The sequence below is a fragment of the Enterovibrio baiacu genome (assembly GCF_004120195.1).
GTDB lineage: Bacteria > Pseudomonadota > Gammaproteobacteria > Enterobacterales > Vibrionaceae > Enterovibrio > Enterovibrio baiacui.
Map to the genome: position 1 here is coordinate 233,511 of NZ_SCHN01000007.1, position 21,864 is coordinate 255,374.

The following is a 21,864-nucleotide window of genomic DNA, read 5'->3' on the forward strand; positions in this document are numbered from 1 at the left end:
AATTCGCCAGTTAGGTGAATGAAGCGCTCAACGAGATCGTGCCGAGCACCTCAAGATTCACGTGTTTATTCGTCACTATCCGTTCTTTAGCGCCTTCCAGTTAAGGCCGAACTTGGCCAAGTACTTCTGCAGTCTTGATGAATCATTGGCTTGTGTTTTCTTCGTTCGACTCACATTGAACAATTCACGTCCTGCTGCGGCCATAGAGTCGTGTCGCGCGCAAACATCGAGTACAAATTGCAATTGGTGCTTATCGAAATCATCGAGGTCCATGAGCACATCTTCCCTCAACACGTTTAAGGATGAAGAGGCCAGTGAAGGAGTATCGCTTGGTGACCAAGACGCTGTGAGTCGTTGCACTTCGTCATTCACGTCTTCGACAGAGATCCGAGAAGAGTCCGCCAGAGTGCCTAATCGTGTGATGGCAGAGCTAAGATCGCGGAAGTTACCTTGCCACGTCGCCTTACTTGAATGAGCAAACTGGAGAAACGCGTTTCTCGCTTCTTTATTAAACCTGACGCGGTGGCCGTGTTTCTCAGCGAAAGAGACCAATTCATACTCGAGATTGGCGTCCAGATCTTCTTTTCTGTCTTTCAGCGCCGGGAGTTGATACGTCCAAAGATTAATGCGCGCCAGTAAGTCATCACGAAACTCACCACGCTCAACCATGGCTTTCAGATTGCGATTTGTGCCCGCTATCAGTTGGAAATTACTTTGGGTTTCGCTGTCACTGCCTACAGGGTGGAAGCGCTTGTATTCGATAGCGTGTAACAGCATGGCTTGTTCTTCCAAGCCCAGCTCGCCAATTTCATCGAGAAACAATAAGCCATTGTTAGCCGCCATGAGAAAGCCGTCACGTGCTGACGATGCGCCAGTGAATGCGCCCTTGGTGTGCCCAAACAAAGCAGCCATTGCATTCATGCCTTTCAATGTCGCACAGTTCACCACAACGAACTGTCCTTTCAACATCGAGCGCATTTTCTTGAGTTGATAAATACGCTGAGCGAGCTGACTTTTCCCTGCACCGGTAGGGCCGGTAAGTAAAATAGGGGCGGTCGAACGGATCGCCACTTTCTCTATTTGGGTAATCAATTGGTTAAAAGCGGTGTTCTTGGTTTCTATGCCCGATTTAAGAAAGGTTTCACCTTGCAGGCTCGCGTTATCAAAGCGCGTGGCGAGTTGGTCATAACGCGATAAATCCAAATCGATGAGTTGCACACGACCTATGGATTTATCCTCCTTACTGTTGTCAGGGGCCGTTTGAATGAGTTTTCCGGGGAATTGGCGACTTTCCGTTAAGAGATAACTACAGATCTGCGCGACATGGGTGCCCGTCGTGATATGGAAAAGGTACTCATTGTTCTCGATATCAAAATCCATGGAATCACAGAAATCGTAGAGCTTGGCGTAAACCTCTTCGAAGTCCCAAGGATCGAGAAAGTTCATTTCACAGACATGCACTTGGGTGTCGCTCGACACCGCTTTAATGTCTGATGCGACAGTTTTGGCAAGACGCAGGTTGTGATTGTCATGAAGCAAGTACACTTCATCTATCGGCAGATCTTCTTGGCTGACGAGACTCACATTAGGACGCCAACGGTGGAGGCGATCGACGTGTTTCCCAATTCTGTCTAGCTGTGTCCCCAACAAGCTCAACGCAATCGTCTTCATTTTTATTTTTCCCTTCACCCAGACATTTATTCCTATCTATATGGATAGAAGGCATATCTAAACTAATCAAATCGTGTGTTTATTTTTGAAGGGTAAGCAACACTCTTTTTGGCGCCTAGTTTAAAAAAGTAAACATAAACATCCACATAAAACTATTTTCCTGTTTCTTACCGTGTTTGGCACGTTACTTGGAATACTGAGTCTGTGATTAGCGGTGGTGACTCAAACGTTCACGCTGGTGCACGTCACACTGTGACTGTGTATTCCGATCACACACCTCTGGAGAGGAACAGTTTCCACTGTTACGGGTTCGATTCCGTTTAATGACTAGATAGCTCAGGGGTAGAGCGACGAAACAACATTTTGTGTGCGTAGGTTCGATTCCTACTCTAGTACCCAATTGGTAGCTCAGTTGGTAGAGCGGCGAAAGCAATTTCGTTTGTCGCGGGTTCAATTCCCGTCCAATCACTTTATGTATCGCAACACGGCGTAAAACGGGCTGGCCACTGCCAGTGAGACGCAAATGAAACAGCGAGATTCAGCAGGCAGGACGCCACCTGAACCACAAGTTTCGCTTGCCCCTTATTGGTATGTTTGTCCTTTTTACGCTCAACACCTTGGCAAAATTGCTCGTGATTTGACGAATGATTTAGCACGGTAATTTAAGGAAGAAAATGATGTTTAGAAAAACCATTAAAATTGCAGAAAATGAACGCGCACTGGTATTCAAAAACCAACAACTCACGGATGTGCTCATGCCGGGCACTCATAAGGTGTGGGATATTTCCGATGAAGTTAGCTTTCAGCGCTTTGACATTGATGCGCTCTATTTCTCTCCAGTAAACGGTGAGCGCTTGTATCAATGCAATGTTGCGTTACGTGAGCAGATCACACATGAAAAGCTGGCTGACACAGAAGTTGGTCTGTTGTTTGTGAATGACATGCTGAGAGGTGTGGTGGCGCCGGGTGAGCGACTCTTTCTCTGGAAAGATGCGGGAGATATTCGTGTAGAGCGAACCGACATTAGCGCGCAACTGCAACTCAACGAACAAACCTTGTTTCTTGTGAACAAAGCGGGGGCAAACACGGCCTCAAGACTGATTCGAAGTGCAGAGACCGTCGCGATCAAGCCCATCATGAATGCAGTGGTGAAGAACAACCATGTGGGATTGCTTTATGTGGATGGCAAGCTGGTGGAAACACTCGAACCGGGGCAATACGGCTATTGGCAATTCAATCGCGACGTGACGCTTAAAACGTTCGATACACGTACTCAGATTCTCGAGATCTCCGGACAAGAGATCATGACGAAAGATCGTGTGAGCTTGCGGATTAACTTAACGGCGAGCATCCGCGTTATTGATGCTAAAACTGCCGCGAGTAACGTCGAGAAGCTTGAAGATTATGTGTACAAGTTGCTTCAACTTGCGCTTCGGGAAGCCATTGGCACCAAGACACTGGATGATCTTTTACTGGATAAACTCTACATCGGCGAAACGGTGAGAGAGCTGGTGACAGAACAACTCGCTGATATCGGCGTCGCGCTGGGTAATGTAGGCATGAAAGACATCATTCTGCCGGGCGATATCAAAGGGATCTTGAACCAAGTGGTGGAGGCGCAGAAATCTGCTGAAGCCAACGTGATCAAACGTCGAGAAGAAACAGCCGCAACGCGAAGCTTGCACAACACGGCCAAAGTGATGGAAAACAACCCAACATTAATGCGCCTTAAAGAGCTAGAAGCGCTGGAAAAAGTCGCTGAGAAAATCGATAGCCTGACAGTGTACGGCGGGTTAGATGGCTTGATGCAAGGTGTCGTGAAAATAACGTAAACCGCGCGCTTCTTTCTGGTTATACATCAACAACCCAAGGAAAGAAGCGCGTCCTGAGCATGGAAATCATAAGGTGTACTGAGAGCAAAAAATAGTGAAACAAGAATATAAAACCACAAGCGAATGCTGGTGGATATCAGCGTTCAGAGGTCGATGTTCTTTCGCGTTGTCATCTGCTTTCCGGCATCAAAGTTAATACTCTAATGCACTATAACTAATTTGTGCCGCCTTGCCATAATTTCGCCATTATTGGTCTTAATTGGCCACAATTGAACCCCAGAACAGACAGATTGATTTGATGTAATGATGCCATTCAAAACACAGAGAGGACGAAGCAATGGCATGCTTACCCAACGTCAAACCATCCGATTCAGAGACGCAAAACAGCCGTAAAAACGTTGTCGATACCACCCGTCAATTCAAGTTGTGGACATTGGCGCTGCTGCTTTTTATCGCGACACCTTTTGTCACGATGGCCAATGAACAAGAAGGGGGATTATTCCTTCAAATGGTGAACAGCCATCAGAATTTATGGAGTGAAGCGCCACAGCTTTCAACGGATGCTGACATGGAAGTGAATGGATTGATTAATCGCGTCACTGTCACACAAACCTTTACCAACCCAACGGACAGTTGGGTGAATGCGCGGTATTTATTTCCATTGCCACAAAACGCAGCGGTGGATCAACTTACCATTCGAGTCGGCGAGCGCATCATTGTGGGTGAAATCCAACCTAAACAAAAAGCCCGAGAAGCCTTTAACAAAGCAGCAGCAGAAGGAAAGAAAACCTCGCTGGTAGAACAGCATCGTTCAAACTTGTTTTCGACACAGATTGCGAACGTCGCGCCAGAAGAAACCATCATTGTCGAGATTGAATACCAAGAAACCGTGAAGTATGAAGACGGGGTGTTTAGCCTGCGCTTCCCGACGACGTTCACGCGGAAATACATTCCTGGTTTGCCCGTTCTTTCGGTTGGTGAACTTAGCCCTGCAGAGCAAGCGATTCAAAGTGACAGTGCAAACAATCACATGGTGAGTCGTGATAGTGGTGAGAGCAATGGGGAAACAAACGGCGTAGAGAATGCTGCTACGACAATCTCATCGAACGGATCGACATCGCAAGCAGCGCCTGTCTTGGCGCAAATGCACAATGGTTGGGCGGTTGCTACACCGCAAGTGCCGGATGCCAACGAAGTGACACCAGATTATCGCGATCCCTTGATTGATGGTGACATTCAATTCACCCTGAGCGTTGACTTAAATACCGGTCTGGAATTGGATGCCGTCGAAAGCCCATCTGCCGCCATTAATGTTCAACAGATTTCTCTGACACGCTATGCCGTCACGCTGAGCCAAATGGAACTCGCTAACAAGGATTTCGAACTGACCTGGCGTCCAACAGCAGCGTTCAGCCCTGTTGCTGCCATGTTTGTTCAAGAAACAGAAATGGAAACCAGTGCAAATTCGAGCGTCGAACTAGAAAGCGAAACGCGTTATGGCTTGCTCATGGCCATGCCACCGCAAACGAATGAAAGAACCAGCATCCCACAGAACATCACCTTTGTGTTGGACGTGTCAGGCTCCATGTTTGGTGACGCCATTGAACAAGCCAAAGAGGCGGTTATCTACGCGTTAAATCGACTAGACCCTAACGATTATTTCAACCTGATCATTTTTAATGATGAAGCCGCGTATCTATCAGACACGCCCCTTATTGCGTCACTTAAAAACATTGGAGAGACCATTGCCGTTGTTGAATCACTCAAAGCGGATGGTGGCACTGAAATGGTTGGCGCGCTTGAACTTGCCTATAGCTATGAAGCCAAAGAAAACTTCGCGAACCAAATCGTTTTCATCACTGATGGCGCAATTGGTAACGAAGCGGAACTCTATGCACTCATTCAAGAAGGGTTGGGAAACCGTCGGTTATTCACGGTAGGGATCGGTTCTGCACCAAACAGTGCCTTTATGCAGCGCGCCGCGATCAGCGGAAAGGGCACATTCACACACATTGGCCAACTTAACCAAGTGGTCAGCGCCTTGCAGCCGCTCTTCGACAAGCTCTCAAGCCCTGTGATGCAAGACATCAAAGTAACCTGGCAAGACGGCACGCCTGTCGATGCATGGCCTTCGCCAGTGCCGGATTTGTATAAGCACCAACCGTTGACGTTAGCCTTCAAAATTCCTTCGGACGCTAAAACCCTCAACCTGTCAGGCAAGCTTAATCAACAAACGTGGAATTACAGCATCGATTTAGAAAACGTTGGCGCCGGACAAGCGACGGGCATTGATGTGCTTTGGGCGCGCAAGCAAATTGAAAGTATTACCTTAGATCAAACCCTGAGCGCTGAGCAAAAGGAGCAACGCATTACTCAACTGGGGCTAAACCATCATATCGTCACTAAGCACACCAGTCTGATAGCGATTGACCAAACACCCACGCGTCCTTTGGATGAAAACGCTGCGTCATTCAACATCAACCCGCATAAGCCTCACAACGCTGCAAACGGGTCTAATGGTGTGATGCTACAAAGTGGATTAGGAAGCACGATGGCAATGCTGTTCGGCGGCCTTATCTTGATGTTGAGTATGTTTGCATGGTGCTGGACGGCTCGAATGAACAAAGATCGAGAGGTATGGGAGTCGCTATCATGAATGGGGATATGATGCGATTCAAACGGAACTGGGGAACCTCTCGAATCGTCAGGGTCTTAGGTAAATTAGGCAAACGCCGTGCCGCCATCTTTTTAGCATTTCTGGTGGGATTCGCTCTCTTTGGTCACGGTGTTTACATTCAGGCTAAGGCTCAACTGGCACAATTGCTCATCGCACATGCATGGGAGAGCCAACAACAAATAGGGGGGATTCATCGTCCTTGGCCGTGGGCCGACACATACCCGATCGCTAAAATGGGCGTGAATGATGACCCCCCACAATGGGTGCTGTCAGGCGCAAACGCCCGAAATCTCGCGTTTGGTCCAACGCTACAAATGAACACCGCGCTGCCTGGCAAGCAAGGAAACATGGTGATCTATGGACACAATGACACACATTTTGCAGGATTAAGCCAGGTAGAGATCGGTGATGATATTGCGATTGAGGATGCCAGTGGGAAACTGCGGCTTTACCAGATTCGTGATTTTAACATTGTCGACGAATCGGAAACGCAATGGATTCAAGATACGGATGATGACCGCTTAACATTGATTACCTGCTATCCCTTCAATGCATTAACGGTAAACGGTCCACTTCGATTGGTGGTGATCGCAACCCCAAAAGATGCAGAAAATCAGGTGACTACACAAAATGAAGCATTGAAGGATATAACGGGTGATGTGTTATATTCTGACGTGAATTCAAGAGGATACTGGTTATAGTGTTTTAAGTTAAACACACCCTAATGCACTATAACTTAATGGTTGTATCATGATAAGTCACCCAACAAAGTGGAAGAATAAATAAAGAGAACGCCCTTAAACAAAATGGGATAAAACAGACGCCAATGGCTATTTAGAGAGCAATCCATGCAATGGAAAAGGATTGAAAATCGAAGGGTAAAAAAAGGACGCTTAGTTAATAAGCGTCCGAAGGGAGGTTTTGAGGCAGTGTTGTTATTGTTAAAGCAGGCAATGACCAACATTTCTCAAACAGCGAAATACTGATGCAGTGCCTTGTTGCGTTTGGAGCGAGTGAGTGACGGGTAATGATGTTTAGCATGTCACTCACGTTTACTAACGGCATATCAAAAGGTTAGTACAACAGTGAGCGCCTGCATGGTTGACATGTGGTAATTAGAAAGTGGTCAACAGCATTCTAATTGAGAGGCAACTCAGTTACAGATTTTGGCAGTCTAATAGGGCAGGAATCACACAAATTATCGGCCATGACGTCTTGTCCGGTGAGGGGGATTCGCCACATTCTAGTGCGCGTTGATATAGATGCGCCCAATATGTCGTCAGCTGAGAAAGGGATAATGAGAAAGGCGGGGCGTTAGCCGTCAGAAAATTTTACGCTTTAGCGAACATTATGTGCTCAAGATCTCATAATTATTAACCTGTTGATACTATAGGATAATTATCAATGCCGAATATTACAGGTGTCAGTTAATTTTACAGTGCTGATTCACTTACAATACGTATGGTTTATAAAGGCAGAGAATGTCTTGGCAATAAACGGTACACCTGCTTCATTCAAATGACATACAGAAATGTTGACAAAAAGTTTCGCAGAGGTGTCGAGAATGAAAGTATCCCACAGAGTTGCACTGGTATCGACGGTGATTGTTGTAATCGTCTTATCGTGCTTGTCATGGTTTCAATACGTAAACATAAGGACGGAGCATCTTGAAAACAAGGAACAAAGCGTAAACGAAGCAACCTCGGTCATGGGTGACCAGATCACTTATTGGCTAAACGGCAAGCTCGCCATCATTAATATGATGTCTGAAACCATTAATGCAGACTTCAGCCAATCGACAATACAAAACACCTTTGACCTCCCTCTATTAAAGAAAGAATTCATTCTCATCTTTGGTGGTTTAGACACCAATGGCGAGAGAATCACCAACGATTCCTCATGGAATCCCGTCGGGTGGGATGCACGTCAACGCCCTTGGTATCCCGTGGCACAACAAAGCCAAACCGCTGCGTTAACAGAGCCCTATGCAGATGCTGCCACCAAAGAGATTCTGATTTCAGCCGTTGCTAATCTTAATGATAATGGCGAATTCAAAGGGGCATTCGGGGGGGATTTAAGCTTGAAGAGTGTGTCTGATGCGCTGAATACATTGAACTTCCGCGACACCGGTTACGCTTTTCTACTCAGCGGTAACGGCAACATCATCAGCCATCCAAACATTGAACTGAATGGGCAGCCTTTGTCAGCCCTGTTTGGCGGAAACATTCCACCGCTTGAATCTCGCTTTAATGAAGCCACGGCTGCGGGCATACCCGTGCTGACATCATTCGATAAACTGGATGGGCTAAGTGGGAATGATTGGCTGATCGGCGTGGTATTGGATAAATCTAAAGTCATGGCCCATACCGATGCATTTGCTTATACCGCCGCCGGCGCTACTGCATTTTGTGCGGTGCTCATTGGTCTGTTACTGAGTATGGTGATCGCGAAACAACTGAAACCCCTCGATACGCTTCGTCAGAGCTTGCAAGAGATCAACAGCGGTGATGGTGACTTAACGAAACGTGTCGCGATTAATAGCAAGGATGAGTTTGGCGGTCTCTCTTCCGATTTCAATGGCTTCGTCGCTTACCTTCAGGCATTGATCAGTGAGATTAAAAGTACGTCGGCAGAAGTACGTCACAGCAGTGAGCTTGCCGTGAGCAATGCCACTGCATCATCGTCAGACCTTGAAAACCAATTGCAGGAGCTCAATCAGGTATCAGGCGCGATGGCTGAAATGGCCAGCATTTCCGAGGTTGTCGCCAATAGCGCACAACGCGCATCGGAGTCCGTCATTGAAACCGACCAGGTCGCAGAAAAAGGCGTTGATGCCGTCAACAAAACCGCGCGCTCCATTTCGACCTTGATGGTGGAAATGGAACAGTCCGTCGATAAAGTGAAAGAACTGGCGGAGTACAGCGCAAACATTGAATCGATCTTAACGGTGATTACAGACATTGCAGAACAGACAAACCTGCTGGCGCTGAACGCCGCGATAGAAGCGGCGAGGGCAGGTGAAATGGGGCGCGGATTCGCTGTGGTTGCCGATGAAGTTCGCGCACTGGCGTCACGCACACAGTCTTCCACGGAAGAAATTAAGATCATGATCCATCAACTTCAAGCTGGTGTCGGTGAAGCGGAAACCGTGATACTGGGAAGTCGAAATACTGCCAGTAATGCACAAAGCATCGCACATGATGCTGACGAAGCATTAACGAACATTCGCGACCATATCACCGAAATTAACACACTTATCGCTGACATTTCAGGTTCTTCCAGCAAACAAAGCAACACCGCCGCTGAGATAAATCAAAACACTGCAAACCTACGAGCCATCAGCGAAACGCTCTCAAACCAAGCAAGAGATCAGCAACAACGCTGCATCGGCGTAGCAGAACTCACGGGTAAGCAAGACGACGAACTCGGGAAGTTTCGGGTGTAGTTGTCTTCGTTAGATTAAACGAAATAATGAAGCGGGCTCTTATGAGCCCGTTTTTTTTGGTCTTCGACGATTGAGGAGCTTACGTTGATGCAGGATTTACAGCACTGAAAAGCGTCCCTGAATAATCCAGCTTTCCGTATTGGGAAGCAATCCAATGTTCACGCGGAGTAAATTCGCGGCATTCGGAGGTGATGACAACCGCGCGGTGTGCGTTGATTCGAAACCTTGGACAATGAGAATCCTTCACCAGGTAACCAGCTTCGAGGGTGAACAACTTATCAGAGATTAAGTTGAACAGAAGAATTTCGATGAACAGTGAAAGCGATAAAATGGTGGTCTGCGATTTCTGGTAAATGCATGTGAGCGATTGATTGGATCTTTTTCGTAGCAACAAAGCAAAGCGTGTTGAGCGTGAGGTGGTGAGTAAACGTAAAACGGTGGACGTGGTAAAACACAAGACGTTGTAGATATGTAGAAGACATCATTGGTTGAGACTAAAGGATAATTAAAGTTTTGTGATTGGCACAGTTTGGAGTAGCTAACAGAAACAATGTTCGTGCAGGCTAAATACGGAGAGATTGAACCGGTCAGATACGGTAGTTTTCCTTGTTAACATCCCACGACCTTAGTTCGCTTTATGTATATTATGTTAAATAATATATGCAGGAGATTGAAATCTGATGGTTTGGTGCCTGTAACTACTCCCTTTCTGTTCATTAATGCCTTTAAATTCAATCTATTGAACGTAATTGCTATTTACCATAAAGTAGATAATTGCTAGTTTCTTAAGAAGGTCTATTGGAATACGTTCCAACTGACTTCTTCATTCCCTAACAATTATCTTTGAGAGCGCCGGCGAACATGCGGCGGTTTTTCGGTAGCCCTCAACGTGCATGCGCTGAACTGAGAGCAACGTGTTCCCCCGGCGTTTAGATGACAATCAATGCGCTGTGTTTCTATAGAGCCAGGCGGTGAATATTCCAAGCTATTGCTTTGTCTGCTGCTTCTTTGGCTTCCACTATCTAGCGCATTTTAGATTTGAGTTGCTCAGTGCTCGTTTTGATCACACCTCATCAATATCGCTTTTGTGCCCAGCGCCAAACACCCTGAGTTCGATATTTTTATACATATTTTCATGGTGTTAAATAAAATGCCGAAGTGTGACCCTGTCACTCTTCGGCATTTTATTCACTCGCTATTGTTGATTAGAAACTGCATGTGATTTCTATTGGTGCTCAACGAATTTTGAGTGACGCTGTAACGTTTGCTTTAACACCACGGCTCGGATTGGTTTAGTGACAAAGTCATCCATTCCTGCATCAAGGCACTTCTCTTTATCTTCATTCATGGCGTTCGCCGTCAATGCGATGATTGGGAGTTCATGCCCGTGAGCGCGTAAATACTTTGTCGCTTCAATGCCACACAATACGGGCATCGACATATCCATCAAAATCAGATCAAACGGCGCTTGTTGTGCCTCAATAATATCAATCGCTTCTTGGCCATTATTGGCGACAACAACGTGATGCCCTGCCTTTTCAAGCATGAGTTTCACCACCATCTGGTTGGCTTTGCTGTCCTCGGCGACCAGTACGTTGAGTGGCTGAATCACGTCATCACTTGGTTTGTCTTTTTTAACCAGTTCATTGGCTGCAGGTTTAATTAACGGAATGTTAATTCTAAAACGGGTACCCACGTCAGGCTCACTTTCAAATGCTATTGTGCCATTCATCATGGACACGAGTTTCTTACAGATAGATAGCCCTAAGCCTGTTCCACCATACTTTCTTGTTATGCTTCCATCCGCCTGTGTGAACGGCTGGAAGATGTCTTTCTGGCGATCTGGATGGATACCAATTCCGGTGTCTTCAACCGCAAGTTCCAACCAATCGCCATTGGTCCACATCGACACTTCGACGCGTCCAGATTCTGTAAACTTCACGGAATTCCCAACAAGATTCAGAAGAATCTGCGTGAAGCGATTTCCGTCTTGGTAAATCAGGTCAGGCACGCTTTCCGCGATGTCTGCTAGCAGTTCAATGTCTTTCTTCGCTGCGTTTTCTTTTAACTGATTAAATACAATGGTGACACTGTCACGCGGGTTGATGTTTTCAGGGGACAAAGAGAAACGCTCAGACTCAATACGTGAAATATCAAGCACATCGTTGATGATGGTCAGCAGCAATTGCGCAGATTTATCCATCTGCAACACCCAAGATTCTTGCTCACTGTCGAGAGGCGATTGCTCCAAGGTATCAAGCAATCCCATGACGGCATTGAGAGGCGTTCTGATTTCATGGCTCATCATTGCCAAGAATTGGGATTTGGCAGCATTGGCTGATTCGGCCTGTTGGCGAGCTTGTTGCAGTTCTTGCAATCTTTGCTTTCGCGTCGTGATGTCTTTTGCTGTGCCACGGAAACCAAGGCAATTGCCGCGTTTATCGTAATACGGACGTCCCGATAAGCTGATCCACTTTACTTTGCCATCACGAGAAATTTGCCACTCAACTTCCGAAAAGGTCTCTTCAAGTTGGATTAAGTCGAGCAGTTTATGCTTCACCTCTGGTTGTTTGTTGAGGTGAGCAATGATGGCACTTGGGTCCGTCGACAAGGATTCGTTAGACGGCGATGACAAATAAGTGAATTGTAGATTGTTGTCGATTTCCCAGAACCAATCCCCTGCTGTTTTCGCAAAGTCGCGGAAGCGTTGACGGCTTGCTGTGAGCTCTTGGGTTTTTACCGAAACCAAACACTGTAAACGTTCGCGGTAATCAATATCGATGATGGTACGTTCGATCAGCGGACGAAAACGTTCGATAACTTGCTGCGCTTTGGTGTCGAAGCCGCCTTTGCTGGCTGAGAACAGCATAAGAATCGATTCGCTGGCGTTTACCGTCATGCCGGTGATCAACGCGGAATGGCAGCTTTCAAAATCGACTGCATCCAACAACGAAAATTCGCTGACGCGTTCTGGCGCATAAAGGATGACTGTCTGACCATTTACGCAACGTGAAAATGTTTGCCCATCTTTCCACTGGAGCTCTTCGACTTGCTGTGATGTTGATACCAAGCAAGAAAACTTCTCTTCTGTGTCCTTGTTTCGAATCAGTACGAGCGCGTTATCAAAAGAGATATAGCGTTCGATAACTTTCAGCAGCGTGTTGAAGACTTCAATTTTATTGCTCGCACCGGACATGGCTGAAATCGCAGACAGTATGGCGCGGTTTTCTTCTTTGAACTTCTGTTCGCGTTCTTCAACACGATTAAGTTCAAACAACGTTTCTTGAAGTTTCTCCGAAACCGCGTTTGTCATAGCTCTTCCTTGTGGAACAAAACAGCAGAGATCATGAGGTTGCCGTGGGCGATTTCTCCGCCCAGAAACTGGCCTTGTTCACCAAAGGTGAACGGGCAGATAAACGGTGCGTCGTGCATAGAGCGGCTCATGTTTGTTGCCACGTCATGCAAAGACGGTTTTACGTGAAGCATACAACCCGCACAATAAATGGCGATACCACCAACGGGAACGTCGGCGTTTTTGTCATGCTCGTTGGCGGAGTTCACCACTCGACCCGCACGGGAGACCAGCATTTCCGTGGTTCCGGACATAAAATGTACGGTCTCACCTTCGAAGATGCTACAGAACATTTGAATGCCGCCGTCATCCGATACCTTTGACGGATGCGACAGGCTGTAATACGGCATGCCATGAATCTCACCAGTTTGACGTCCGAGTGGAAACAGGGTTGATTGCGCAAACAATTGTGCAGGGTCGATTTCTAATCCTGTGGCATCTTGATACCAACGGGAATACACCTTCGCGGCCGGTTCTCCGTTCAATTCAACCAAGGTACGACCTTCCACTTTCGTGGCGATGGCATGCGGCCCCATTGCGGCATACCCGCTATGGAACGAATAACTAATGCGACCTGATGGGAAATACACCGCCATGCCAATGCCGTCAGAGGTGATTCTTTCACGATCGAACAAAGACCAATTGCCACAGATTTCATCGTCTGCAGCGGTACCACCGATGATTGGAACGTTCACACCCAATTCGCTGCGAATGGCGCGAAGCACGGTTTCTTCATGACCAGGTGTTGTATGAAGGGTAATGAGTGCTGGGAGTTCACCTGGGCGGCCACTGTCATCAATGGCTTTTTGCAACACCGCTTTGGCTTGCGTGAGCACATCTAAACTTGGGTCGAGTTGCACGACCGCGCTGCCATAAGCGCCCTCTTTGTCTTGGATAGACCAGACGGCGAGGTTATGCCCATTCACATACCCTTTCTCTGTCATCGTGCCTTGGCAAGAAGAGCAGCCAAGCACGTGTGCATTCGGGAAGTGTTTTTTAAGTTCGCCTTTGATGATGTCAACATCTTGCGTTTCTGTGTAGTAAGCCAAAACAAGTTCAGGCGACGAATTGGTCGCACTGATTTCCACCGCAATTTCTTCAACGGCGGTAATGGCGTTAGAATGTGATGACGAAGATGTTGCTATTCTCATTAGCGTTTGGCTATCGAATTTACTGCACTGACCTCAATAATAGCGTTCTCTCTTTATCAAACTCCAGCGTTTAGCCGTTTTCTTTACGTTTAATCACTGAATTCTCTATTGATAGACGATAGAATCATCACATTCGAGATGAAATTACCGCTTGCCATGGATAGCCAGCTTTATATTGTCATACCCTCTCAAGACCCTTTGAGTCAGATCATCAGTAAGCATCTGGCGGAAAAAGGAAACTCAATTGTCTATTTGACCGACAACGAATCGGAAGGTTATGCCATTGCAGCAGAAGAACCGCGTGTTCGCTATCGCTTCTGTTCGCCTCGTGATCTTAATGCCATCGAACATGAGCTTTATTGGGTTGAAAGGAACATTTCTACCATTAATAGCGTTGTGGTGATGGTGAATGAAGAAGATATCGATCAGGCAATAATGCCTATCTCTGAGGATATATTTTCGCGATATGCTTCTCGTCTCGACGAAAATCAGCCTAACTTGTCACTGACCTATGTCATCTCCCCTAAAGACAATGAAAAATCATCAGATTCGTTAGCCGCTCTCCATTTAAAGCTATGCGAGTTGGCGCATCAAGACCAACATCGTGCAGGCATCAAAATCAATCACGTTGTTCTGTCTCCCGCTCAGGAAGCCTTAGAAAGTGTATGTGCCGGTATTGCGAAAGATGCTTCTGATTTGATTCATTTCCTGTCAACAAATCGTGCCAAAGCGATGCAGCAACACGCCTTTTATTTTTCTAACTGAACGGATTAAAACGCAATAAAAAAGCAGCCTATAGCTGCTTTTTTATTGAATTATTCACTTTCATGCGCAATTCAATCTCAAACCTTAAAATGTTAATGCCTTTCGCATAAATATTAATTTAAAGTTAAAAGTTAATTGCTATTTGATCTCGATCAACGAACAGGATGAGTTTTTGGTTTGACCCTGTTTTAACACTCTCTGGCAAAACATAAATATAAGTCGTCTCGGAATTATCACGTGCTATTTCTTTTTGCATTAACTCGTTATTTTTTTGTTCCGAATCTACGCGTAAATGGGTGGGCTCGACGCGCGAAGTGATGGCCAGCTCTTGAGTTCCATCTCCTTGTTTAAAAAGACGAATATCTACGGTGTCGCTATCTACAGAAACACTGCATGCCCCTGCCGACATCTGGCAAATCAAGACAGTCTCATTTGAAGAGTAATTCATTGTTCGCCAAATAAAAGCTGTGATAAGTACAGACATAACGACTAATATTTGTACAAGTCGACCTGTGGTTAATTTTTCTGCTGCCATAGTTTACTCGGTATTCCCGTGTTACAGAGCTCAAAGTTTTAGTAGAAATGTTACTCAAGGGTAAACCGTCTGTGGTTAGAACCCTGTATTTCACTGTTTAAGTGAAGTATCATCGATGCCGAAAATGCCACTTTTACAATGAAATAGCAATGGAATGCATTAAGTGGACAGAAAACAAGCACTATTCGCATTGCATTGCTTCTGGGTGGCATTGTGACATTTTTGTCACTATGTATACGTGAGTGTAGTAATCAAAAAGTGGAAGCATGCAATATGAGCCAAGATAAGCAGCTTGAACTGGACTACAACTACCGCGTTGTCCGTCAATTTACCCTAGTAACAATCTTGTGGGGCATTGTGGGCATGGGTGTTGGTGTTCTAATTGCCGCTCAGTTGGTTTGGCCCGCACTAAACTTCGATATTCCATATCTGACTTATAGCCGACTAAGACCACTGCATACCAATGCGGTGATTTTTGGTTTCGGTACGAGTGCGCTTTTCGCAACGTCTTATTACGTTGTGCAGCGAACTTGTCAGACGCGTCTATTCGGGGGCAAGCTGGCTGAATTTACCTTCTGGGGATGGCAAGCCGTTATTCTTTCTGCAGCGATTTCTTTGCCGTTGGGTTATACCACCAGTAAAGAATACGCAGAGTTGGAATGGCCAATCGATATCGCAATCGCCGTAGTGTGGGTAGCTTATGCCGTGGTGTTCTTCGGAACCATGATTAAGCGAAAGACCTCCCATATCTATGTCGCAAACTGGTTCTTTGGAGCCTTCATTCTTACTGTCGCTGTTCTTCACATCGTTAACAGCATGGCAATACCTGTTAGTGGAATGAAGTCTTACTCCATTTATGCTGGTGCCATCGATGCGATGATTCAGTGGTGGTATGGACATAACGCCGTAGGTTTCCTTTTGACCGCAGGCTTCTTGGGTATGATGTATTACTTCGTACCGAAGCAAGCAGGTCGCCCGGTTTACTCTTACCGTTTGTCTATTGTTCACTTCTGGGCATTGGTTTCCCTCTACATCTGGGCGGGTCCGCACCACCTCCACTACACTGCACTTCCTGATTGGACGCAGTCTCTTGGTATGGTGATGTCTATTGTTCTGTTCGCGCCATCTTGGGGCGGCATGATCAACGGTATCATGACCTTGTCTGGCGCATGGCACAAACTGCGCTACGACCCAATCTTACGATTCCTGATTGTTTCATTGTCCTTCTACGGTATGTCGACGTTCGAAGGCCCGATGATGGCAATCAAAACGGTTAACGCCCTCTCCCACTACACAGACTGGACAATCGGTCACGTTCACTCCGGTGCACTTGGTTGGGTTGCGATGGTTTCTATCGGTGCGGTTTACCACTTGATCCCGAAACTGTTTGGTCAAGAACGCATGTACTCGCTGCGTTTGATCAACATCCACTTCTGGCTGGCGACCGTTGGCGTTGTGCTTTACATCGTTGCTATGTGGATTTCAGGTGTTATGCAAGGCCTGATGTGGCGCGCGGTAAATACAGACGGTACGTTAACGTACAGCTTTGTTGAGTCTCTTGAAGCGTCTTACCCGTTCTACTTCGTTCGCTTTGTTGGTGGCGCAATTTTCCTATCGGGCATGATTTTGTTGGCGTACAACGCTTACAAAACGATTTCAGCACCGAAGGCAAGTTTGAAAGCCGTTGAACAAGCAGCATAAGGAGACCAACTAATGAGTTCTAGTCGTCATGAAATTGTAGAGAAGAACGTTGGTCTTTTTGCAATCTTAACGGTCATTGCGATCAGTCTTGGAGCCTTGGTGGAAATCACACCACTGTTGTTCCAAAAGCAAACAACGGAACCTGTCGATAACCTTCGCCCTTACACGGCGTTGGAGATGGAAGGCCGCGATATCTACATCCGTGAAGGGTGTAACGTGTGTCACAGCCAGATGATTCGCCCATTCCGTGCTGAAACTGAACGTTATGGTCACTACTCAGTCGCTGGTGAAAGCGTATGGGAACACCCATTCCTATGGGGTTCTAAGCGTACAGGCCCAGATTTGGCGCGTGTTGGTGGTCGTTATTCTGATGAATGGCACCGTGTTCACCTGATCGACCCTCGTGCCGTTGTTCCTGAATCAAACATGCCTGGCTTCCCTTGGTTGGCAGAGAATGTTTTGGATGGCCGAGACACTGAGAAGAAGCTAACGATTTTCAGAGATATGTTTGGCGTACCTTACACGGATGAACAAATTGCAAACGCAAAAACAGACGTGGAAGGTAAAACTGAGATTGAAGCGCTTATCGCATATCTACAATCTCTCGGCCATGCAATGAAGTAAGGGACTGTTATGGAAATTGTATCGTTCCACAGTATCTGGACACTCGTTATTTTTGTGTGCTTCATTGTTATTGCGCTTTGGGCTTACAGCGGTCGTCGTAAAAAGGATTTCGATGAAGCTGCAAACCTTGTCTTTGCCGATGAGGAAAAGAGCCAAGTTAAGACAGGAGAAGATAATAAATGACTACGTTTTGGAGTCTATTCATCACTGTCATTACCCTCGGAACCCTCGCTGGTTGTGCCGCACTTGTCATTTGGTGTAGCAAAGATCTGAAAGGCATTTCTGATGGTGAAGATATGGGTCACGAATACGATGGTATCCGTGAGCTGAACAACCCACTGCCGAAGTGGTGGTCCTATATGTTCTGGGCAACCATTATTTTTAGTTTGCTTTACTTGGCGCTCTACCCTGGCCTTGGCAACTTTAAAGGTCTGTTCGGATGGCAAAGTTCAGCACAGAACATCAGCAACGTTGAAGATTCACGCAAACAGTTTGGTGATGATTCAGGGATTAACCAATATGCGCGTGAATTGGCACAAGCCAATGCCATTTTTGGTGAAACCTACCGCAAGCTTGCTTACAAGCCTGGTTCGGACGAGCTTCTGGATATTCCAGAAATCGCGAAGAACCCTGAGGCCGTAAAAGTGGGTCAGCGTCTCTTCATTCAAAACTGTGCTCAGTGCCACGGCTCAGATGCGCGCGGTCAATCTGGCTTCCCTAACCTTACCGATAAGGCATGGTTATACGGTGGCGAGCCTGACACCATTAAGGCAACTATCCTGCACGGTCGTGTGGGTAACATGCCAGCATGGTTGGACGCACTTGGCGAAGATGGCGTGAAAGAAGTAACAACCTATGCATTGAGCCTGTCTGGCCGTAAAGTGAATGCGCAAGAAGCAGCGAAAGGTAAAACCCGCTTCGTTGTTTGTGCCGCATGTCATGGTACGGACGGTAAAGGTAACCCTGCATTTGGTGCGCCTGATTTGACGGATAACGTATGGCTGTTTGGCGGTTCAAGAAAAGCCGTTCAACAAACCATTCTTTACGGTCGCCAAGGTGTGATGCCAGCATGGAAAGACATTTTGGACGAAGATAAAATCCAACTCCTTTCTGCGTATGTATGGCAGCTAAGCAACACAGAAAACCAATAATTAGTCAGTAAGACTTAAGCCCCTGCCTTGCAGGGGCTTTTTTACCCAAGAACTCCGTAAAAACAGGAAAGCAAAATGAACAAACCTTGGTATAAGCAGTTCTGGCCTTGGTTCCTGATTGCCCTGCCTGGCTCGGTCGTAGTGGCCAGCTTCTTCACCGTCAGCCTTTTAAGTGAAAACAAGGTTTCCTTGGTTTCTGAAGATTATTACAAGGACGGCAAAGGCATTAATCAGGATTTTTCTCGTCTTCGCAAAGCAGATGAATTGTCCGTATCTGCCATGCTTTCTACCACAGAAGAAACCGCAATGTTTACGCTTGAGAAAGGTAAACTGCCGCAGTTTCCTACCCTGAACATTACGTTTCAGCACCGTACACTTCCAGACAAAGACATTGAGACCATTGTGAATGCCGACGCTAAGGGGCGTTACCGCATAGCCCTTGTAGAGCCATTACAAGGCCCATGGTATGTTGAGGTGAATGCATTCGATGGCAGTTGGGCGTTAAACCGCAAGATCAACTTCCCTTCATCTGACCCAGTTAAGTTGTATGGCAAGAGCAAGGAATGACCAAAAAAGACTGTTACCACTGTGGAGAGCCAGTCCTCACTGGCGACTCCTTTCACGTTGAGATCCTCGGCGAAGTAAGAACAATGTGTTGCCCGGGCTGTGAAGCCGTCGCAACCACCATCGTCGCTAGCGGCCTTACCTCTTATTACGAATATCGCACCGCCCCAGCAGAGAGAGCCTCTCTCATTCCAGAAGAACTTCAATCCCTCTCGCTCTACGATAACGATGACATTCAGCAAGAATTCGTTCGCCATGAAAATGGCATAGACGAAGTGGTGTTGTCGGTAGATGGCGTATCGTGTGCCGCGTGCGCTTGGCTGATTGAAAAACAACTTGGTAAAGAAGACGGTGTTTCTCGCATTCAAGTGAACACGACTACCAACCGTGCAACACTTCGTTGGGACCCGTCTAAAGCAAAGCTAAGCACCTTGCTGAGTCGCATTCATGCGTTGGGTTATAAAGCGGCACCTTTTGAAGCTGACAGCCAAGAGCATCAATACCACCAAACCATGAAGCAGTATCTCTATAAATTGGGGATTGCGGGTTTGGCAACCATGCAAGTTATGATGCTTGCAGTCGCCATGTACTTTGAAGTCTTTGGAGACATGGACGAATCATTCAGGGATTACTTTCGCTGGGTGAGTTTAATCTTTGCAACGCCAGTGCTTCTTTATTCCGCGATGCCTTTTTACATCAACGCATGGCGAAATTTGAAAGCTCGCACGTTAGGCATGGATGTTCCCGTGTCTATCGCACTACTGTTTGCATACTTTGCGAGTTTGTACGCCACTATGACTGGCGTGGGAGAAGTGTTCTTCGAATCCATTGCGATGTTCACCTTCTTTCTTCTTCTTGGGCGATTCCTTGAGATGCGCGCAAGACGAACAGCAGCCGCGGCCAGTGCGAACTTACTTAAATTGATTCCCCGTTTGGCCACCTTGCAATCTGGTGAACAAATCCCCGCGAAGTCTCTCACCGTTGGCCATATCGTTCGCGTGCTTCCTGGCGAGCCCTTCCCTGCGGATGGTGTCATTTTGCAAGGCGTTACGACGGTTGATGAATCCATGCTGACCGGTGAGTCCATGCCTGAATCACGCCATATCGATGACGCCGTTTACGCGGGGACCATTAACATTGATGGAAACGTTGATGTGAAAGTTACCGCCGAAAAGAAAGACTCGCTGATCGCCCATATCGTTCAACTTCAAGATGCTGCACAGTTGGCAAAACCGCGTGTTGCTGAAATTGCAGATATTGTGGCGAGGTACTTTGTTTCTGCCATTTTGATCATCTCTGCCTTCACGTGGTGGTACTGGCAAAGCCATCGCCCTGATGATGCTTTTTGGATCATGCTGTCTGTTTTGGTTGCAACGTGCCCGTGTGCGTTGTCCTTGGCAACGCCAACAGCCCTTACCTGCTCAACGACGACATTCGGACGCCTTGGTATTTTGCTTCGACGTGGTCATGTTTTCGAAGCACTCACCAAAATCAATCGATTGATCATTGATAAGACGGGCACGCTGACGGAAGGCAACATCTCACTCAAAGAAACAAGTATCTATGCGTCGTACTCTGAGCAAGATGTTTTATCCATTGCGGCTTCGTTAGAGTCTTACGCAAACCACCCCATTGCCGATGCATTTGGTGCGTTTGAAAAGATGGACGGCGTCACCAACGTCGAGAATGTCATCGGCGAAGGCCTGAAAGGCCAATATCAAGGCGCCGCGTGGCGAATTGGTAAACCTGCATTTGTGCTTGATGACCCGTCTGATATTGGTGAATCACTTCACCAAATTTGGTTATCGCGTGACGGTGAGAAAATTGCGTCTTTCCGTTTGATTGACCCCATTCGTAAAAGTAGCCAAGCGCTTGTAGAGCAATTCCACCACGCCGGCATTAAAGTGACGATGCTGACTGGCGACAACTTTCATTCCGCACAGGCTGTGGCCAACCATCTTGGCATCGATGACGTTGTGTCTGATGTGTCGCCACAAGGCAAGCTCGAGTACCTCCAATCACGTCCGAGTGATGAAGTGACGATGATGATCGGTGACGGTGTCAATGACGCCCCTGTTTTGGCGGGTGCTCACCTTTCTGTTGCCATGGGCAGTGGAACCGATGTAGCAAAAGCGTCAGCAGATATGGTGCTGCTTGGTGATGATTTGAGTAAATTGTTAGAAGCGCGCAAGCTCGCCGCATTTACGCAAAAAATCATTCGGCAGAATCTTGCGTGGGCGCTAGGATACAACCTCATTATTTTGCCGCTGGCGGTAATGGGTTTTGTCGCGCCGTACATCGCTGTAGCAGGTATGTCAGGAAGCTCCGTTATCGTGGTCACTAACTCTCTACGCCTCTTTAAAAAAGACGTCATTGAAACGCTAAGGGATGCCTAG

15 protein-coding genes and 2 tRNA genes are annotated in these 21,864 nt (G+C 46.9%); 13 read left to right on the forward strand and 4 right to left on the reverse strand.

Annotated elements, in window-relative coordinates:
• Positions 1-75: 75 nt before the first annotated feature.
• Entirely contained in the window at positions 76-1,671 is a 1,596-nt protein-coding gene (gene rtcR / locus EQP46_RS05830; protein ID WP_129492753.1) for an RNA repair transcriptional activator RtcR, read from the reverse strand.
• 324 nt (positions 1,672-1,995) lie between these two features.
• Between rtcR and EQP46_RS05835 the strand changes: the two genes are divergently transcribed.
• The 6 genes from EQP46_RS05835 (at position 1,996) to EQP46_RS05860 (ending at position 9,625) form a co-directional block, all read left to right on the forward strand.
• Positions 1,996-2,070, forward strand: a tRNA-Val gene (locus EQP46_RS05835).
• Positions 2,069-2,140, forward strand: a tRNA-Cys gene (locus tag EQP46_RS05840). Before EQP46_RS05835 ends, EQP46_RS05840 begins: the two co-directional genes overlap by 2 nt.
• A gap of 205 nt (positions 2,141-2,345) precedes the next feature.
• Complete coding sequence (locus EQP46_RS05845; RefSeq protein ID WP_240671672.1) at positions 2,346-3,503, forward strand: slipin family protein; 1,158 nt, start codon at positions 2,346-2,348, stop codon at positions 3,501-3,503.
• A 337-nt stretch (positions 3,504-3,840) separates the two neighbouring features.
• Entirely contained in the window at positions 3,841-6,159 is a 2,319-nt protein-coding gene (locus EQP46_RS05850) for a marine proteobacterial sortase target protein (RefSeq protein ID WP_129492754.1), read from the forward strand.
• Positions 6,156-6,881, forward strand: coding sequence for a class GN sortase (locus EQP46_RS05855; protein ID WP_129492755.1), 726 nt, complete (start codon positions 6,156-6,158; stop codon positions 6,879-6,881). The genes EQP46_RS05850 and EQP46_RS05855 overlap by 4 nt, the downstream gene beginning before the upstream one ends.
• Positions 6,882-7,744: 863 nt before the next feature.
• Positions 7,745-9,625, forward strand: a complete 1,881-nt coding sequence (locus EQP46_RS05860; protein ID WP_129492756.1) for a methyl-accepting chemotaxis protein — start codon at positions 7,745-7,747, stop codon at positions 9,623-9,625.
• A 1,225-nt stretch (positions 9,626-10,850) separates the two neighbouring features.
• On the opposite strand, the gene EQP46_RS05865 is transcribed toward EQP46_RS05860, so the two are convergent.
• Complete coding sequence (locus EQP46_RS05865) at positions 10,851-12,938, reverse strand: ATP-binding protein (protein ID WP_129492757.1); 2,088 nt, start codon at positions 12,936-12,938, stop codon at positions 10,851-10,853.
• Positions 12,935-14,128, reverse strand: coding sequence for an FIST signal transduction protein (locus tag EQP46_RS05870; protein WP_129492758.1), 1,194 nt, complete (start codon positions 14,126-14,128; stop codon positions 12,935-12,937). The genes EQP46_RS05865 and EQP46_RS05870 overlap by 4 nt, the downstream gene beginning before the upstream one ends.
• A 138-nt stretch (positions 14,129-14,266) precedes the next feature.
• Between EQP46_RS05870 and EQP46_RS24075 the strand changes: the two genes are divergently transcribed.
• Positions 14,267-14,893: a hypothetical protein gene (locus EQP46_RS24075; protein ID WP_161972842.1), complete on the forward strand. Its 627-nt coding sequence runs from the start codon at positions 14,267-14,269 to the stop codon at positions 14,891-14,893.
• 124 nt (positions 14,894-15,017) lie between these two features.
• On the opposite strand, the gene EQP46_RS05880 is transcribed toward EQP46_RS24075, so the two are convergent.
• On the reverse strand, positions 15,018-15,428 hold the full coding sequence (locus EQP46_RS05880; protein ID WP_129492759.1) for a hypothetical protein: 411 nt from the start codon (positions 15,426-15,428) through the stop codon (positions 15,018-15,020).
• A gap of 273 nt (positions 15,429-15,701) precedes the next feature.
• Between EQP46_RS05880 and ccoN the strand changes: the two genes are divergently transcribed.
• From ccoN to EQP46_RS05910, 6 genes are all read left to right on the forward strand, one after another.
• The gene (ccoN, locus tag EQP46_RS05885; protein ID WP_129492760.1) at positions 15,702-17,129 is read left to right on the forward strand and encodes a cytochrome-c oxidase, cbb3-type subunit I; all 1,428 of its coding nucleotides are present in this window, start codon (positions 15,702-15,704) and stop codon (positions 17,127-17,129) included.
• Between the two features lie 12 nt (positions 17,130-17,141).
• Positions 17,142-17,753 (forward strand): cytochrome-c oxidase, cbb3-type subunit II, encoded by a 612-nt coding sequence (ccoO, locus tag EQP46_RS05890; protein ID WP_017008424.1) that lies wholly within the window; start codon positions 17,142-17,144, stop codon positions 17,751-17,753.
• 9 nt (positions 17,754-17,762) lie between these two features.
• Positions 17,763-17,936 (forward strand): cbb3-type cytochrome oxidase subunit 3, encoded by a 174-nt coding sequence (locus EQP46_RS05895; RefSeq protein WP_129492761.1) that lies wholly within the window; start codon positions 17,763-17,765, stop codon positions 17,934-17,936.
• Positions 17,933-18,904: a cytochrome-c oxidase, cbb3-type subunit III gene (gene ccoP, locus EQP46_RS05900; RefSeq protein ID WP_129492762.1), complete on the forward strand. Its 972-nt coding sequence runs from the start codon at positions 17,933-17,935 to the stop codon at positions 18,902-18,904. The genes EQP46_RS05895 and ccoP overlap by 4 nt, the downstream gene beginning before the upstream one ends.
• 75 nt (positions 18,905-18,979) lie before the next feature.
• On the forward strand, positions 18,980-19,471 hold the full coding sequence (locus EQP46_RS05905) for a FixH family protein (RefSeq protein WP_129492763.1): 492 nt from the start codon (positions 18,980-18,982) through the stop codon (positions 19,469-19,471).
• A complete protein-coding gene (locus EQP46_RS05910) occupies positions 19,468-21,864 on the forward strand; it encodes a heavy metal translocating P-type ATPase (RefSeq protein ID WP_129492764.1) in 2,397 nt (798 codons plus the stop codon). Before EQP46_RS05905 ends, EQP46_RS05910 begins: the two co-directional genes overlap by 4 nt.